Annotated in this window: 19 protein-coding genes; 3 read left to right on the top strand and 16 right to left on the bottom strand. The window is 40.2% G+C overall.

The window, feature by feature from the left end; genetic code table 11:
• The first annotated feature begins 43 nt into the window (after positions 1–43).
• The 3 genes from vrrA (at position 44) to RYX56_RS01985 (ending at position 2,271) form a co-directional block, all read left to right on the top strand.
• Entirely contained in the window at positions 44–628 is a 585-nt protein-coding gene (gene vrrA, locus RYX56_RS01995) for a VrrA/YqfQ family protein (protein ID WP_317120465.1), read from the top strand.
• A gap of 104 nt (positions 629–732) precedes the next feature.
• Positions 733–1,221: a CarD family transcriptional regulator gene (locus RYX56_RS01990; RefSeq protein ID WP_317120464.1), complete on the top strand. Its 489-nt coding sequence runs from the start codon at positions 733–735 to the stop codon at positions 1,219–1,221.
• Between the two features lie 105 nt (positions 1,222–1,326).
• Positions 1,327–2,271: a 4-hydroxy-3-methylbut-2-enyl diphosphate reductase gene (locus tag RYX56_RS01985; RefSeq protein WP_317120463.1), complete on the top strand. Its 945-nt coding sequence runs from the start codon at positions 1,327–1,329 to the stop codon at positions 2,269–2,271.
• 84 nt (positions 2,272–2,355) lie between these two features.
• On the opposite strand, the gene RYX56_RS01980 is transcribed toward RYX56_RS01985, so the two are convergent.
• The 16 genes from RYX56_RS01980 to RYX56_RS01905 form a co-directional block, all read right to left on the bottom strand.
• Positions 2,356–3,477 carry a Nif3-like dinuclear metal center hexameric protein gene (locus RYX56_RS01980; RefSeq protein ID WP_317120462.1) on the bottom strand — a complete coding sequence of 374 codons (1,122 nt, stop codon included), beginning with the start codon at positions 3,475–3,477 and terminating at the stop codon, positions 2,356–2,358.
• Positions 3,474–4,184 carry a tRNA (adenine(22)-N(1))-methyltransferase gene (locus RYX56_RS01975; RefSeq protein ID WP_317120461.1) on the bottom strand — a complete coding sequence of 237 codons (711 nt, stop codon included), beginning with the start codon at positions 4,182–4,184 and terminating at the stop codon, positions 3,474–3,476. Before RYX56_RS01975 ends, RYX56_RS01980 begins: the two co-directional genes overlap by 4 nt.
• 132 nt (positions 4,185–4,316) lie before the next feature.
• Positions 4,317–4,691, bottom strand: coding sequence for a cytochrome c550 (cccA, locus tag RYX56_RS01970; RefSeq protein WP_317120460.1), 375 nt, complete (start codon positions 4,689–4,691; stop codon positions 4,317–4,319).
• Positions 4,692–4,824: 133 nt separating this feature from the next.
• Positions 4,825–5,364, bottom strand: a complete 540-nt coding sequence (locus RYX56_RS01965) for an LTA synthase family protein (RefSeq protein WP_317120459.1) — start codon at positions 5,362–5,364, stop codon at positions 4,825–4,827.
• A gap of 96 nt (positions 5,365–5,460) precedes the next feature.
• Entirely contained in the window at positions 5,461–6,579 is a 1,119-nt protein-coding gene (rpoD, locus tag RYX56_RS01960; RefSeq protein ID WP_317120458.1) for an RNA polymerase sigma factor RpoD, read from the bottom strand.
• A 57-nt stretch (positions 6,580–6,636) separates the two neighbouring features.
• Complete coding sequence (dnaG, locus tag RYX56_RS01955) at positions 6,637–8,430, bottom strand: DNA primase (protein WP_317120457.1); 1,794 nt, start codon at positions 8,428–8,430, stop codon at positions 6,637–6,639.
• A 69-nt stretch (positions 8,431–8,499) separates the two neighbouring features.
• On the bottom strand, positions 8,500–8,949 hold the full coding sequence (locus RYX56_RS01950; protein ID WP_317120456.1) for a YaiI/YqxD family protein: 450 nt from the start codon (positions 8,947–8,949) through the stop codon (positions 8,500–8,502).
• 354 nt (positions 8,950–9,303) lie between these two features.
• Positions 9,304–10,119, bottom strand: coding sequence for a pyruvate, water dikinase regulatory protein (locus RYX56_RS01945; RefSeq protein ID WP_317121291.1), 816 nt, complete (start codon positions 10,117–10,119; stop codon positions 9,304–9,306).
• Between the two features lie 26 nt (positions 10,120–10,145).
• The gene (ccpN, locus tag RYX56_RS01940) at positions 10,146–10,790 is read right to left on the bottom strand and encodes a transcriptional regulator CcpN (protein WP_317120455.1); all 645 of its coding nucleotides are present in this window, start codon (positions 10,788–10,790) and stop codon (positions 10,146–10,148) included.
• Between the two features lie 104 nt (positions 10,791–10,894).
• Positions 10,895–12,976 carry a glycine--tRNA ligase subunit beta gene (glyS, locus tag RYX56_RS01935; protein ID WP_317120454.1) on the bottom strand — a complete coding sequence of 694 codons (2,082 nt, stop codon included), beginning with the start codon at positions 12,974–12,976 and terminating at the stop codon, positions 10,895–10,897.
• Positions 12,969–13,856, bottom strand: a complete 888-nt coding sequence (gene glyQ / locus RYX56_RS01930) for a glycine--tRNA ligase subunit alpha (RefSeq protein ID WP_012958153.1) — start codon at positions 13,854–13,856, stop codon at positions 12,969–12,971. Before glyQ ends, glyS begins: the two co-directional genes overlap by 8 nt.
• Positions 13,857–14,202: 346 nt before the next feature.
• A complete protein-coding gene (gene recO, locus RYX56_RS01925) occupies positions 14,203–14,961 on the bottom strand; it encodes a DNA repair protein RecO (RefSeq protein WP_317120453.1) in 759 nt (252 codons plus the stop codon).
• A gap of 40 nt (positions 14,962–15,001) precedes the next feature.
• The gene (locus RYX56_RS01920; RefSeq protein ID WP_317120452.1) at positions 15,002–15,148 is read right to left on the bottom strand and encodes a YqzL family protein; all 147 of its coding nucleotides are present in this window, start codon (positions 15,146–15,148) and stop codon (positions 15,002–15,004) included.
• Positions 15,149–15,607: 459 nt separating this feature from the next.
• The gene (era, locus tag RYX56_RS01915) at positions 15,608–16,519 is read right to left on the bottom strand and encodes a GTPase Era (protein WP_317120451.1); all 912 of its coding nucleotides are present in this window, start codon (positions 16,517–16,519) and stop codon (positions 15,608–15,610) included.
• Entirely contained in the window at positions 16,512–16,910 is a 399-nt protein-coding gene (locus RYX56_RS01910; protein ID WP_317120450.1) for a cytidine deaminase, read from the bottom strand. Before RYX56_RS01910 ends, era begins: the two co-directional genes overlap by 8 nt.
• Positions 16,903–17,649: a DUF502 domain-containing protein gene (locus RYX56_RS01905; protein WP_317120449.1), complete on the bottom strand. Its 747-nt coding sequence runs from the start codon at positions 17,647–17,649 to the stop codon at positions 16,903–16,905. Before RYX56_RS01905 ends, RYX56_RS01910 begins: the two co-directional genes overlap by 8 nt.
• Positions 17,650–17,690 lie beyond the last annotated feature (41 nt).

Genomic DNA, 17,690 nt, shown 5'->3' with positions numbered 1-17,690 from the left:
ACTTATAAGGATATTGTTCATGAACGTGAAAGGAGATAATATTATGCAACGTTATATGGGACCTCCCCTTGGACCTCTCTCTATGCAACCACCTTTTCAAGCAGCAAGCGGCTTCATGCAGGCAGCACCTATGTTTCAAGGAGCACAAGCTGCACCCTATGCAGGACAGGCGGCTGGGTTAGCTCGAGGTTTTGGTGGGTTATCAGCTGCTGGTCGTGGTGGTGGATTACTTGCTCGATTATTTGGTGGAGGGGCTTCCCAAGCTGCCGGGGCTCCTTTTGCTGGCGGGATTGGCCGGGCAGCAGCTGGTGCAAGTGGCACCATGAACTTCACGACTATTTTACAAAATACTCAACGTGTTTTAGGCTTGACTCAGCAAGTAGTACCTATGGTGCAGCAATACGGTCCTCTCATTCGCAACATGCCTGCCATTTGGAGGATTATGAGAAGTAACGACATACCTACTCCTGAGGTAGCAACGCCTGTAAATGAAGAAACAATTATGCAACAACACGTTCCAGTCATACCACAAAATGAGAGCACAACCATGTCTACTCCTGTGGCAACGAGACCAGCAAAACCACCCGTTTTTACCAATGGTTTGCCAAGTCCAAAACTTTATATTTGATTTCAGTATTTTTTTATTGACAACATTCGCTAGCGAATAGTAAAATTTTAAATTTGCATCAATTTATGTTATACTAATGGTATTACTCGAATGGAGGAATGCCCATGTTTAAAGTTGGTGATCACGTCGTTTACCCATACCACGGTGCTGGTACGATTCAAGATATTGAAGAGAAAGATGTTTTAGGAGAAACTCATTCCTATTATATCCTTCACTTCCCTCTCGTTGATGTGAAATTAATGCTTCCAGAAAATCGCATTGATCAATCAGGATTACGAAAGGTTATTGATCAACAAGAGTTAGATGTTCTTGTCGAAGCATTACAAAATGGACCTGAGACACCACCATCTACCAGCCATTTCTCTCGTGAAACAGAAAACTTATTAAAAAGTGGAAGTATCGTTGATGCTGCACACTTAATTTCTTCTCTTTCCAAAAAGCAAGCTGAGCGTGCAAATGGTTTACACATCCAAGATCGTAACCACTTGCAAAAAGCACGTCAAATGATTGCTAGTGAACTTGTGCTGATGAATGATATGACGGAAGAGCAAGCATATGAGTTCATTGATGGTGCCTTACTCGAGCTAAACTAGGCGAAATGATTGTCACATCTCTGTTTCTCCTTTATAATATAGGACGAATCGACAATCCTGTTCTCAACTTTTGAGGACAGGAGCTCTCATTTTAGGAGGCCTGTCATGAAAGTGATGAAAATTTCACCTCGCGGCTATTGCTACGGCGTAGTTGATGCGATGGTATTAGCTAGACAAGCAGCACAAAACTTGGACTTACCAAGACCAATTTATATCCTTGGTATGATTGTCCATAACAAGCACGTTACAGAAGCGTTTGAAGATGATGGGATTATCTCTTTAGATGGTCCTAACCGTGTAGAAATTTTAAAACAAGTGGAAAAAGGGACTGTTATTTTCACTGCACACGGCGTTTCTCCGGAAGTGCGTAAGTTAGCAAAAGAAAAAGGATTAACAGTCGTTGATGCAACTTGCCCTGATGTAACACGTACACACGACCTTATCCGTGAAAAAGCAGCGGAAGGTCATGAGTTCATTTACGTCGGTAAGAAAGGCCACCCAGAGCCTGAAGGTGCGATTGGTGTCGCCCCTCACGCTGTTCATCTTGTTGAATCAGTAGATGATGTGTTAAACCTCAATGTAGGGACTGATAAACTAATCATTACGAATCAAACAACGATGAGTCAGTGGGATGTTTCCGACATTATGAAAAAAGCGATGGAAATCTACCCCACAGCCGAAGTTCATAATGAAATTTGCTTAGCTACACAAGTTCGCCAAGAAGCAGTGGCCGAACAAGCAAAAGAGTGTGACCTTGTTATTGTGGTTGGTGATCCGAAAAGTAACAACTCGAATCGCCTAGCACAAGTATCCGAGCAAATTGCCGGAACAAGAGCATATCGAATCGGGGACATCACTGAATTAGAGTTGGATTGGCTTAAAGACGTGAACCTTGTTGGTGTCACATCTGGTGCTTCAACCCCAACACCTATTACAAAAGAAGTGATTTCGTTTCTTGAGAAATTTGACCTTGAAGATGAATCAACATGGAAACTCGAACGTAAAGTTGCCTTGCAAAAGATTCTCCCTAAGGTGAAGGCAAAGAAATAAGATCTGAACCGCTGCATACTTAAAGGCAGCGGTTTTTTTCTACCAAAAAACCAACCTCATCTTTCATTGAGGTTGGTTCATTTTTTATACAAATTGAAATGGGTCGGTATTTGGCTTTGAAGCAATGACTTCAGTCTGATACCCTTTCTCTTTCAGGAACGTATCTAAAAATCGCTTGACTACCTCTTTCATTACCTTCTCGACATTATGACCAGGATCAACAATCTTCAACCCTTCCATCATCACATCATGAGCCACATGATAATAAACATCTCCTGTCACCATCACGTCTGCTCCTTTAAAAAGAGCTTCCATCATATATTTGTTTCCATCGCCGCCAAGGACCGCCACCTTCTTGACCGTGCCGGATAGGTCTCCTACTACCCTTGCGCCACTTACATCAAAGGCCCGCTTCACATGTTCAGCAAATTCCTGCAGTGTCATTTCTTCACTTAATAAACCAATGCGTCCAAGTCCCAGTATTTCGCCTTTATTTTCAAGCGGATATACATCATATGCAGGCTCCTCATACGGATGCGCTTTAATCATTGCCGCGATCACACGATTTTGCAGATGAGCTGGTATGATCGTTTCAATCTTCACTTCCTCGACTCGCTCTAGCTTATTCGCTTCTCCAATATAAGGATGCGTCCCCTCACCAGGCAGGAATGTGCCAACTCCAATAGAGTTAAACGTACAATGACTATAGTTTCCAATATACCCTGCCCCTGCACGTCCTAACGCCTCTCTCAGCTCGTTTGCATGTGACTCAGGAACAAACACAACCACTTTCTTTAAAGCCACCTCTTGGGTCGGAGATAACACCTCCGTATCCTTTAGACCTAATGCATCCGCCATCATATCGTTGACCCCACCTTTGGCAATGTCAAGGTTTGTATGGGCAGCATAGATAGTGATATCATTTTTAATCGCTTTTTCTACGATTCTTCCCTGCGCTGTGTTTGTATCAATTTTTTTTAGTGGCCTGAATAAAAGCGGATGATGAGCCACAATAAGGTCGACTCCTTCACTTACCGCCTCGTCGATTACGACTTCTAACACATCAAGTGCAACCATCACTTTTTTAATCGGCTTATTCAATGTACCAATCATAACTCCATTTCGATCGCCTTCAACAGCATATGATTTCGGGGACCAACTTTCAAAATGTTGGATAAGGGCTTGTCCATTCACAAATTTCGTCATTTTACTACCTCCTTAACCATTTCAATCTTCTTTTTCAGTTCTTCTTTCTTTTCTTTAAGTTCAACAGTCTCAGTTGCTTTTTCAAATTGAGTTAGAATTCTCTCCCAATTTATTTTTTCATACGTCCATTTCTTTTGAAAAGCCTCGTTACACTCGTCCATTAAAAAGGGGCCAAGTAGCATTTTCTGTTCTTTGTTCGTTTCATATAAAGACTTGTTCTCACCATGATCTGCAACAAGAATTTCATAAATTTTGTCATCTTCTTCAATAATCTCTTCAGCCTTCAGCGTCCATCCATTTTGATCTAGCCAAAGACGAATTGTACTAGCTGAAACATTCGGTTGCAGGATTAGACGTGATACATTTGTTAATTTATCTTTCCCTTCAGCTAAAATGGTTGTGATCAATGCTCCGCCCATTCCCGCTACCGTTACTACATCAACGCCATCTTGAGCTTCGATAACGGCTAATCCATTTCCTTTACGAACTGAAACACGCTCAGTAAGCCCTGATTGTCTTACTTGAGACTGTGCTGATTGATAAGGACCTTCATTGACTTCACCTGCAATTGCTGTTGCCGTCTCGTCAGTTAGGCATAGATAACATGGTAAATAAGCATGATCAGAACCGATGTCAGCTGTTTTCGCTCCTTTAGGTACATATGTAGCCACTAGTTGTAAACGTCTTGATAATTGTCGCTCATTCATTTTTTACTCACCTATCATTTCTATGTCATTGATGTCTTTCATCTTACCGATAATAGCTATTTTTCGCAACTACACGAGCTATTTGCCGATCAAAAAAAGCGAGAGTTATCGGAACCCCTCGCTTCTTACTTGTTATTCAGAAATGGAAAGTAAATACTGAGCAATTGCATCAGCTTCAACATCATTTACATTAGAAATAGCTGGCATAGCGCCTTGTCCATTAAGAATGATATCTGTGATCTCTTCTTGTGAATATGAACCTTCAAGAGATGTTAGAGCAGGACCTGAACCTCCGCCTAAATCTCCACCGTGACAGCCGATACAAGAAGCTTGTGATAATTCTTCACCTGCTGCAACTGGATCTTCAAACTCAGTTACTTCTTCTGTTTCTTCTTCATCTGCATTCATCGCTTCACGTTGGTTTAACCCCATGAATGAAAGCGAAATCATTACTACAATCCCTACGATTGCAATAATCCCGAATGGTAAGAGTGGTCTTCCTTTCATGCTAGTACCCTCCTTTGCATGTAAACTATTTTCACGTCAGTTATGTAGACGATAAAGATTACCTTCTCCATTTTACTCGAAAATGCCTCCGGTGAAAAGTACTGTGAGCAGAATTGCTTTTTTTGTCACTCTTTTAAATAAACCAAAACACACTTAGTACGACAAGTCCTAGTATACCAGAGATTGTAAAGAAACGCATTTTCCACTTGAAGCCGACTAAAATCCAAGCTAAGCAATGGACTGTAATAGCAATCGATAGCACTGTATTGCTATGATTTGCAAAGTGGCCTGCTGCTTCAATCGTTACAAGAAATAAGATAAGTGCCCCAATAAAATAATAAAATTGTCTAAAGAAAACAAGCTCTCTTTTAGTTGATACTGCGACAAAAAACACAATTATCGAAAAAATCAAACCAATAAGCATTTGCAATCCACTTGAAAAATCAGTAAAATAAATGACAAGAGCAGTTAATAAAAATGATAATTGTACAAATAAGAAAGGGTAGATCAACCGGAAGTTTAGGAAGCGCTTTCCTGAAGTGGGTTTCTCACTATCTTCTTCCCCTTCTGTATATAAGGTTAACAAGAAATCACAATACTGCGTCGGTAGTAAGTTTGACTGTTTCCAGTGCTTGATTTCATTAATAATAACCTTTTTCCTTAAATCATCCATCCCACTCCTCCTAAGGTATTGTATGTGATGGAAAAAATGGCTTACTCATCTCATCGATAAGCAAACCATTTATAACCGACTATTAAATGTATTGTTCTATTCTAAGAAATCTTTCAGACGCTTACTACGGCTTGGGTGACGTAGCTTACGAAGAGCTTTCGCTTCGATCTGACGAATACGTTCACGTGTAACACCGAAGACTTTACCTACTTCTTCTAATGTACGTGTACGACCGTCATCAAGTCCAAAGCGAAGACGTAGAACGTTTTCCTCACGATCTGTCAGAGTATCTAGAACATCTTCAAGTTGTTCTTTTAATAACTCATATGCTGCTGCATCAGACGGAGCAAGCGCTTCTTGGTCTTCAATGAAATCTCCTAAATGAGAGTCATCCTCTTCACCAATAGGCGTTTCAAGAGATACTGGCTCTTGAGCAATCTTTAAGATTTCACGTACTTTTTCAGGCGTTAATTCCATTTCTTCTGCTACTTCTTCTGGCGTTGGTTCACGGCCAAAGTCTTGCAGTAATTGACGTTGAACACGGATTAATTTATTGATCGTTTCAACCATGTGGACAGGAATACGAATCGTTCTTGCTTGGTCAGCAATCGCACGAGTAATAGCTTGACGAATCCACCAAGTTGCATACGTACTGAATTTGTATCCTTTTTCATAGTCGAATTTCTCAACTGCCTTAATAAGGCCCATGTTTCCTTCTTGAATCAAATCAAGGAACAACATCCCACGTCCTACATAACGTTTGGCAATCGAGACAACAAGTCGTAAGTTCGCTTCTGCTAGGCGACGCTTAGCCTCTTCATCTCCTTGCTCAATCCGTTTTGCTAGCTCAATTTCCTCTTGAGCCGAAAGAAGGGGAACACGACCAATTTCTTTTAAGTACATACGCACAGGATCATTTATTTTAATGCCCGGTGGTACACTTAAGTCGTTTAAGTCAAACTCTTCTTCTTCTTTTGCAGCTTGTTGAAGATTAGGAACATCGTCTGATTCATTCAGGACCTCAACACCTTGCTCTCCAAGGTATTCGAAAAACTCATCCATTTGATCAGAGTCTTGGTCAAATACAGCTAGCTTCTCTGTGATCTCTGTATATGTTAAGACACCTCTCTTTTTTCCTACCTCAACTAATTGTTCTTTAACTTGATCGATGGACAATTCACCTTCCGCTAGTGGGCGTAATGGTTTCTCTGCCATTCGATCCCCTCCTTCCATTGTTCACAACCCAATTGACATGGTCCACATCACAACGAGTTAATGAAGCTGTTTTTTCATTTGAATAATCTCCATTTTTAACCTTGCAGCTGCAACGGGATCATGCTCCTGCTTCATAAGTAATTCTTTCTGTTGTATGTCTACCCACTTTGGATAATTCTCAATCTGTTTCATGTAATCAATTATCTCTTGATCCGAACATTCTTCATTAATTGGTAACATAGCAAGCTCTGAGGCAATTCGCATAAGAGTAGGATCATCTAGGCGCTGAACAAAACGACTTGGGTCCGCCTCGTTCCCTTCACCATAGTACGCAAACAAGTAAGCAGCAATCGCATGGTATTCATCAACATTAAATTGGCCGCCTATTCTTTCTTGGACTTGTTCGGCGATCTCTACATCCCTCATCATGTGAGCAAGCAATAACCGTTCTGCATTTTTATATGCAGGGAGAAGTTTCTTTTGACTTAACGCTTTGGTTGTCGTGCGCTTTATCGGTTGCTCTTTATCGGAGCGTTTTTGTTGCTTTTTAGCACGGTAAATTTGAAATTGTTCTTGCTTTAGAGCATCAAGTGAAAGCGAAAACTCTTCAGCAACTTGCCTTAAATAATGATCGCGTTCTACAGCTCGTGGCAAGGAGGCAATCTCTGTAAGCACTTCTTCGATATAACGGAGGCGTTCTCCTTCATCTTGAAGATTTTTTCCCTTTCGCAAGAAACGCATCTTAAATGCCATTAATGATAAGCTTGCCCCTATTACATCCGTTTTAAAGCGATCAGCTCCAAATTTCCGAATGAAGTCATCGGGATCAAGACCCTCTGGCATTAAGGCAATTTTTACATGACATCCAACTTGCTCTAAGATGCCTGCAGATCTGAAGGCTGCCTCTATACCAGCTCGGTCGGAATCATAACAAAGGGTGACAGTTTCAGCATTGCGCCTTAACAACTTAGCCTGCTCTTCAGTCAGAGCTGTACCAAGTGTTGCGACACCATTCTTTACTCCCGCACCCCAAGCTGCTACCACATCGACATATCCCTCAAATAATATAGCTGCATTTTCTTTGCGAATGGACGGCCTAGCTAAATGAATCGCATAAAGGGTTTTACTCTTATGGAAAATCGGAGTTTCTGCACTGTTTAAATATTTCGGCTTCTCATCCCCTATGCTTCTTCCACCAAAAGCAATTACCTTCCCTTGGCCATCCCAAATCGGAAACATGAGACGATTTCTAAACCGATCATAATGCCCTTGATCAGACTCTCTAGTACCAAGTAGACCAGCGTTCGCCATCACGTCTAAATTGAATTCTCTTTTTTCAAATATGATCTTAAGAGAGTCCCAACGATTAGGTGCAAATCCTATTTGAAAGTGTTCAAGCTGTTCTTTTTGAAAAGCTCTAGCCTTCGCATACTCTCTGCCACCTGATCCTTCCTCAGTTAAGGTCAAAACATGATGATAGAGTTTAGCTGCAAGCTCGTGTCCATCCATCATCATCTTCTGAGGAGAATTGGGGTTGGCTTCTCTTTGGTTTGAAACAGGCAGTTCGATATTGGCTCGATCTGCTAATTGTTTAGCTGCGTCCACAAAGCTATATCCTTCATGCTCCATCAAAAAGGAAAAGACATTCCCACCTGCTCCGCATCCAAAACAATGATACAGTTGCTTATCTTGTGAAACGGAAAATGAAGGAGTCTTTTCTCCATGGAAGGGGCATAATCCAGTGTATTGCCTACCTTGTTTCTTTAATTGAACATAATCACTAATCACTTCAACAATATCCGTCGTTTTGCGAATTTGCTCAATTTTCTCTTCTGGTATGCGACTACTCATACTTTGCATCACCATTTTTCTTTCCTGATGAGTGTAATATATGTTCGAGTTTTTTTGCTATTTTCCTGCTTATTTTGATAAAATTGTTGTAAATTGATAGCAAAATTGTGAACGATCTTCCTCAGTGAATGCTTTTGGGCCTTTTGTCTTGCCACCACCTCTACGTTCTTTCTGAGAAAAGTAACGAGCATCGAGCATTTGCATGATCGTTTCTTCACGATATACATATCCGCGCGGTGAAAGGACATTGACACCCTTTGGAAGCAGGATTGAAGCAAGCGCATGATCTTGAGTCACACAGCAATCTCCACGCCTTGTATGATTAAGAATATACATATCCGCTGCCTCTTTGTCAGAATCAACCGTCACATGAGAAAAACCTTCTGGAACGGAGATATGATGAGCAATCGAAGACACAAATACAGCACTTAGATTAAGCTCTTGACATATCGACACAATCTCGTTTTTAACTGGACATGAATCTGCATCTACATAAACGCGTGCTATTTGTTCGCTCATAACTTGAATTCAACATCCCCTTATAGATTCCTGCAAACATTTTAAAGAATTTCGCTGTTTTTTGTCGAATGTTACAAATTGTATCACTTTTTTTCACCAACAAACTAATTATACACATTCTCCTTTACTATCATTACCAAAAAAACAAGAAAAAGTCTTGACTTTTAAAATTTAATCGTTCTTTTTCTAAACTATGATCATTTTACAATACTAATAAGAACACAATTCTTTATTATACGGAACTTTAAATGGTTTGACTAGTATTATTTTATAAAGATTCCAATTAAACATCATTTGTAGTAAGGCTATTACGTAGGAAAGGCACCTTCTAATCAAAAGGTGCCTTCTTATAGCCTACTTCCGCTGAAACATACTAGAAATTAAATTAGCCGTTTCCTCTACTGCTTTGTTTGAAACATCGATCACCGGGCAACCGATTCTGTTCATTACATCCTCAGCATACACGAGCTCTTCTTTGATTCGTTCAATATTCGCATAATTTGCTTGCGCTTTTAAACCTAATGCTTTCAAGCGCTCTGCCCGAATATCATTTAATTTTTCAGGACTAATTTTAAGACCGATACACTTTTTAGCTGAGATCTTAAATAACTCTTGAGGCGGTTCCACTTCAGGAACGAGTGGGACATTCGCTACTTTTAGTCGTTTATGAGCTAAATATTGAGAAAGTGGTGTTTTTGATGTTCTAGATACACCAATTAATACAACATCCGCTCTCATGATCCCTCTTGGGTCACGCCCATCATCATATTTAACCGCAAACTCTATTGCTTCAACTTTACGAAAATAATCTTCATCAAGTCGATACACGAGCCCTGGTTCATATCTTGGTTCTTTCCCTGTTAAGGTTTCAATCTTATTTAACATCGGTCCGATAATATCGACCGTCTCTACCCCTCTTAGTGCAGCGCGCTCAATCAAATAATTTTTAATTTCCGGCACAACTAATGTGAAGGCAATTAATGCATTTGCTTGTGAAGCTAAATAAATAATTTCATCAATCGTTCCCTCATCTTCTACATAAGGAATGCGACGAACTTCTACACCTGCACCATTAAATTGGCTCGCAGCAGCTTTTACCACTAACTCGGCGGTTTCTCCTACAGAATCTGAGACGACGTATACAACAGGACGCTGCTTCATTTCTACCATCATGACCTCCTCACATCGGTTGCTTCCTAGATCGTTTCTTCGTTCGCTAAATCTACGAGCAACGAAGTTATATTTGTTTTCGTAATTCTACCAACCACTTCATAGCCAGAGCCAAAATCAACATCCTGAACAATAGGTAGTCCATCTATTTGTTTATTAATTAACTTCTTAGCTACTTCTATAATGAGATCATCTTGCCTACATACTGTGATATTAGGCATTCTCGTCATAATAATACTGACTGGAATGGACTCTAGTGCTTGTTTACCCAAACTAGCACGTAATAAATCTTTTCTTGATAGTACTCCAACGAGCGTTGTTTGTTTGTCTGTTACAAACAAGGTACCAACATCTTCAAGAAACATTGTGCAAATAGCATCATATACAGAGGATGACTCTTGCACAACAATCGGGCGTGATTGATAGTGGCTCACGGTGATGTTCTTTACTTTTTCTCCAAGTAATTCAGATCCTGTCTTACCTGTATAGAAATATCCTACTCGTGGTCTGGCATCTAAATAACCAGCCATCGTTAAAATGGCTAAATCCGGACGCAATGTCGCTCTCGTTAATGAAAGACGTTCTGCGATTTGTTCACCTGTTATAGGTCCATTTTGCTTCACAATTTCTACAATATGTTCTTGCCGATTTGTGAGTTCGATTGTTTCCACCGCCTTCAACACACAAATGTGTTATGCTTTATCCTCAATATTATATACTAATAGTTCACTTTTTGCACAAAAATCGCTCAAAGTAGTTATTAGTCATTTATTTTTTAGCTAAACACAATTGATTGGAAGTTTGCAAAAGCGGAAATCACGGCTGACAACTCCTGCATTTGGGCAAGACGATTCCGTTTAACATTCTCTTGTTCTGCCATGACCATAATATCATCAAAATAAGCATGGATAGCAGGTTCAATCGTTTGAAGGCTAGTAAATGCACGTTCAACATCACCATTAGCAAGCGCTACATGCACTTCTTTTTGTGATTGTTGATAGTGTTTATATAGCTCGTGCTCTTCTTCTTTTTCAAATAAATCTGGGTTAATATCTGCATCCGATTCTGCTTTTTTAGCGATGTTTGTGACACGACTTAATGCCTCAACCGTTTTCTTAAACGTAGGTTCACTCACTTGCTTCATCAGAAGATCCGCTTTTTTGATCGCTGTAGGAACATGAATCGCCTTACTTGTGATCACGGCATCAATGACATCATAACGAGCACCTTTTTCTTGGAGAGCATTTTTTACTCGCATATTAAAAAATTCAATAACTTCCTTCGTAATATCATTGCGGTCACGCTTTAATAAGCCGCGCTCCTCTGCTACATCTAGACTAGCTGAAACTAACTCATCAATCACAACATCAAAGTCATAGTCAGCAATCATTTGAACGATTCCCGCTGCTTGTCTACGAAGCGCGTATGGATCTTGTGAACCTGTAGGAATCAGGCCAATCGCAAAACACGTAACAATCGTATCTAACTTATCTGCTAAGCTGACAACCGTTGCTGCTTTTGAAGAAGGGCTCTTATCTCCTGCAAACTTAGGCATATAATGTTCTTTAATGCCCGTTGTTACTTCCTTAGGCTCACCACTTAACTCGGCATAGACCTCTCCCATACGGCCTTGAAGTTCAGGAAATTCATAAACCATTTGTGTAACTAGATCAAACTTGTTGATTTCTGCGATACGATCAGCTACTTCTCGTTCTTTAGCATCTAAAACAACTAACTCACTAATGGATTGAGTCGCTTTACGTACACGACGAACTTTGTCAGCGATAGAACCAAGGTCCTCATGATACACAATGTTTTCTAAGCGTGTAAGTGCATCGCTGATTTTTAGCTTTTGATCTTCAGCATAGAAGAATGCCGCATCAGAAAGGCGCGCACGAAGTACTTTCTCGTTTCCTTTTGCTACGTTTTCTAAGTGCTGATGATCTCCATTACGAACTGTGACAAAATGTGGTAAGAGATTACCTTCCACATCTTCTACAGGGAAATAACGTTGATGTTCGCGCATTGAAGTGATCAGTACTTCCTTTGGTATCTCTAAAAATGCTTGATCATATGAACCTGATAGAGCGGTTGGATATTCAACAAGATTGGTTACTTCTTCAAGTAAATCTTCATCAATTGGAATCACCCAACCATTGCCCTCAGTCATTGATTCTAATTGATTACGAATCGCCCGTTTACGTTCATCCGGACGCGCAATCACGTATTGACCTAATAGAGCTGTCTCATAATCACTAGGTGAGGCAAGCTTCACTTCTTCGCCTAGGAAACGGTGTCCACGAGTAACATTGCTCGTTTTTACATCTGTAATCTCAAACGGTATGATTTCTTCACCAAATAAGGCTACCATCCATTGGATCGGGCGTGCAAAACGTAAGTCATATTGGTTCCAACGCATGTTTTTAGGGAAGTGCAGTGATGTCACAAGCGATTTTAATTCCGGTAACAACTCAACTGTTTGCTTACCAGCTGAGAAGGTTTTGGCATACACGTACTCTACACCTTTTAATTCCTTGAAGAATAGTTCTTCAGCTGCCACACCTTGCCCGCGAGCAAAGCCTAGAGCCGCTTTAGACCAGTTTCCCTCTTCATCTTGAGCGATTTTTTTAGCAGGTCCCTTTGCTTCAGCTTCAACATCTGGTTGTTTTTCAACTAAGCCAGTAACATATAACGCAAGACGACGAGGGGTAGAGAAAGCTTCAACCGCATCATACGTTAAACGCTCTTCTTTCAACCAAGCTTCTACCTTATCTTTTAATTGATTCATTGAATCGGTAACAAAACGAGCTGGAAGTTCTTCAAGTCCTAGCTCAAATAAGAAATCACGTTTACTCATTCTCTGCATCCCCCTTCTTTAACATTGGAAACCCTAAACGCTCACGCTCATCATAATATAATTTCGCTGCCGTACGAGCTAGGTTTCTGACGCGTCCAATATAACCAGTTCTCTCTGTAACTGAAATCGCTCCACGTGCATCAAGCAAGTTAAACGTGTGCGAACATTTTAAAATGTAATCATAAGCCGGGAAGACTAGGTTTTCATCTAACGCACGTTTTGCTTCTTGCTCATATGTGCCAAATAGTGAAAAGAGCATTTGGCTATCTGATACTTCAAAAGTGTATTTTGAATGCTCATATTCAGGTTGTTTAAAGATGTCACCATACGTGAAACCTTCCACCCACTCAAGATCAAATACGTTTTCTTTATCTTGAATATAGGACGCCAGACGCTCAAGACCATATGTAATTTCAGCAGACACTGGGTTTGCCTCAATTCCACCTACTTGTTGGAAATAGGTGAACTGAGTAATCTCCATTCCATCTAACCAAACTTCCCAGCCTAAACCAGCACAACCGAGTGTCGGGTTTTCCCAGTTATCTTCTACAAAACGAATATCATGCTTTAGAGGATCGATACCAAGTGCTTTTAAGCTATCTAGGTACAGCTCTTGAATATTTGTTGGAGATGGTTTCATAATTACTTGAAATTGATGATGTTGATAAAGGCGGTTTGGATTTTCTCCATATCTTCCATCTGCAGGACGGCGGGATGGCTCAACATAAGCAACATTCCAAGGCTCAGGACCAATTGTACGCAACAGTGTAAAAGGACTCATCGTACCTGCTCCTTTTTCTGTGTCATACGCTTGCATGATCATACAGTTTTGTTTTGACCAAAATTCTTGTAATGTCAAAATCATCGTTTGAACATTCATTTTGACTCCTCCTTCAAAGTTCCAATAAAGATTCTACACACATCGGTACACACTGCATCGTTTAAAAGTGTTGGATCGGAACAAACAAAAAACTCTCGTCCTTATGCCGATATAATCGACATAGGGACGAGAGTTTCTCCCGCGGTTCCACCCTACTTATTCGCCAGCAAAGCTGCAACACGAATCACTTTCACCGTTTATGCTCAGGAATGCCTTCCAATTAAACTGTTGCCCTAGCTCACACCACCCTAGGTTCGCTTTCAACAGGACTTAATTGTACTTCTTTCCGTCAATGCACCATATGATAATACTAGCATCATACTGAATTTCAATGGCGGTGTCAATATCATTCGCCTCTAAGGTCACCCATTCGCTCTAATTGCTCAAGAAAACGCTTTGAACGCAAAGTGACACCAGAATACTCATCATAGTACGTTGAGATAATCAATTTAATCTCTTTTTTTGTTTCATCTTTTAATGAGATTTGCCCTAAACGATTTAAGTCGATGTAGTAAAATAATCGCAAGAGTCTCGCCGTATGTGGCGTAATAGGAAAAGCTCGCTCATCTTTATGCATACACCGCCTGCACAAAAAACCTGCTTCTGATATTGAAAATCCACTTGGTAGTTCTGTACTTCCACAGCTAGCACATTGGTCAAGCTCGGGCGAAATCCCAGCAACAGCCATCATTTTCATTTCGAAAATTCGTAACAAAACATCAGGATCAATGCCCTCATCTAAATACTGCAACGTTTGTTGAAGTAAATTAAATAACGGCTCATTTGGTTCTTTTTCATCCGTTAATCGATCCGTTAACTCAACCATGTAAGTTGCATAAGATGCAAGAAATAAATCATTTCTCACTTCTTTAAAGGAATGAATCATTTCTGCTTGATTTAACGTACCGAGTCCGTTGCTTCTTTGGAACAAATAAAGACCATGAATGAACAGTTGCGAAACGGCCGCAAGTCGACTTTTTGGCTTCTTAGCCCCTCGCGCCATTACACCAACCTTACCATTCTCTCTCGTATACAATGTGACAATTTTATTGGATTCGCCGTAATCATTTGTTCTGATCACGATTGCTTCTACTTTTTGCATCATGCTTACATCACCACATATTCATTGTGAGGTGCAAACAAGGTCAATGTGTCGGAGCGTCTAAAGTGTCAATCGCATCAACGTCTTCTTGGCTAGATTCATCATTCGAATCCCGCTCAAGCTCTTTCATTAACAAATACGTGTCTAAGTTGCCGGTCATTGAAAAAACCTTCCAGGAAAAATCGAGCATCTCAGATTCCACCTTTCTCTCAAGACTTAAACGCTCTGTGTTACTAGGTTGACCTTGTTTGCAGGAATCATGTCAAGGAAAAATTGTTAATTTAATCGCCTTGACAAATAGAGTTGTTATTTTTTTCAAAATTCATTTGTCCTCATCATAATCGTTTCAAAACAAAAACACAATGGCCAGACGCCCAGCCATTGTGAAAGTATTTTGGTAATTGTGTTACAAAGTTGTTTCAAGGAGATTTTTCCGCTTTTAAGTAGTCATGGTGTTCGCTCAAATATAGGCTGAAATCGCTTTTTTTGATAGCGATCGCACCTATATTGAATATAGCGCTCTTAAACAGTCTAAGGTCGCACATATGCTCAGGATAGCGCACAAATGTAACCTGCATACGCTCATATCTACTTAATTTACGCTCATAAAATGGTTTATGTCTCTCCTTCACCTTGCTCAAACTTATTTTTAATATTCATCCTCCTTAAAGCCGTAGTCTCTTAAGTGAGTTGGTTTATTGCGCCAGTCTTTTTGGACTTTGACCCATAGCTCTAAGAAGACTTTTGAGCCTAGTAATGCCTCAATATCTCCACGTGCTCGTTTCCCTACTTCTCTTAGCATACCGCCTTGTTTTCCGATCACAATTCCTTTTTGAGACGTTCGCTCAACAATGACCGTTGCTCCAATATAGATCATTTCATTATCACGGCGTTTCATTTGATCAATGACAACAGCTACAGAGTGTGGGATTTCTTCGCGTGTAAGGTGGAGTACCTTTTCACGAATCAATTCTGCTACAACAAAGCGCTCCGGGTGATCGGTGATTTGGTCACTTGGGTAATATTGTGGACCTTCATCAAGATGCCCTACAATTTGATCCATCAAAGTTGGAATATTGCTTCCTTGTAGAGCTGAAACTGGAACCACTTCAGCAAAGTCAAGTTTCGTACGATAGGTTTCAATGATGCCCAATAAATCGTCCGGCTGCACTTTATCGATTTTATTGATGACAAGAAAAACCGGTGTTGATGTTTCTTTTAAACGTTCAATGATGAACTCTTCTCCCGGTCCAAAGGCTTCGCCTGCCTCCACAACGTAAAGAATCAAATCCACCTCACGCAATGTGTTTTGAGCAACTTTCATCATAAAATCGCCTAATTTATGCTTAGGCTTGTGAATACCTGGGGTGTCGATAAAAACGACTTGAGATTCATTACTCGTATAAACTCCTTGAATTTTATTACGTGTCGTTTGAGGCTTATCAGACATAATTGCAATCTTTTGGCCGATTACATAATTTAATAATGTTGACTTCCCAACATTAGGTCTACCGATGATTGAAACAAATCCTGATTTAAATCCTTTAGGTGTATTATTCATTCATATCCTCCGCTGTAAATGCCCCTGGCAATAATTCTGATACAGTCATTTCTTGAATTTCCCCTTTTAAGTTCGTAAGGTAAACAGGGGCTTGTGGTGGGATTAATTCGACCATTACTTGACGACATGCTCCGCATGGAGGGACAGGTCGATCTGTATCTGCCACCACCGCAATCGCCTTCACTTGTCGGTTTCCTTCTGAATATGCTTTGTACAGTGCTGTTCTTTCAGCACAATTAGTTAATCCATAAGAAGCATTTTCAATGTTCGCACCTTTAAAAACTGTACCATCTTCCATTAATAAAGCTGCTCCTACTTGAAATTTTGAGTAAGGAACATATGCTTGCTCGCGTGCTTCAATTGCTTTTTCAATTAATTGTTTTTTATCCATTAGGATCTTCCTTTCTTTTAGAACGAAGTTGTACTAGCATTTTTTCCTTGTCTACTATTGCTTCTGTTTCCGCGTCATAGTCACTTTCTTTATCAGGCGGCACAACAACGCCTCCTGAAATAATAAATTTGAGCCCTTGTTCAACTGTCATATCTAATTCTATAACATCCTCTTGAGGCACGAGGATGAGCCATCCAGATGTCGGATTTGGTGTTGTAGGCAAAAACACATTGATGCATGCCCTAGACGTAACTCGTTGAACTTCCCCCTTTGATTCACCTGTTTGAAATCCTACGGTATATAAGCCTTTTCTAGGGTATTCAACTAGAACTACATTTTGAAAGGACGATCTTTCTTGGGCAAAGGCATGAATGATTTGTTCAACGGACGTATAGATTGAATTAGCAATTGGAATTTTTCTAAACGTCTGATCAATTGAATCAAGTACTTTCACACCACGACCCTTTAATCGCATCGCACCAACCCAAGTGAGAAGTAAGATGGTTAAAACAAAACCAATCCCCAGCAATCGTTCTGAGAATGGTGTGTACACTCCGAGAAAGTAAATTCTTCCCTCCTCACTCGAAATCACATTCATCGCTTTTAAGATCCCGGTAATAAATGAACCTAAAAACGAGTCAACGAGAGTAAAGAGTAATTGAATGACATAGATGGTTGCAATGGCCGGTAATAAATAGATGATTCCTGCTATAATGTTTTTTTGAAATCTCTTCCACATAGTAAAGAGAATCTCCTCTCAGTTCGCATACAGATTACGTA

It is taken from the genome of Alkalihalophilus lindianensis, from assembly GCF_032843265.1.
Classification (GTDB): domain Bacteria; phylum Bacillota; class Bacilli; order Bacillales; family Bacillaceae_D; genus Alkalihalophilus; species Alkalihalophilus lindianensis.
The sequence above is the reverse complement of the archived record's forward strand: the minus strand, read 5'-3'. Positions and strand labels throughout refer to the sequence as shown.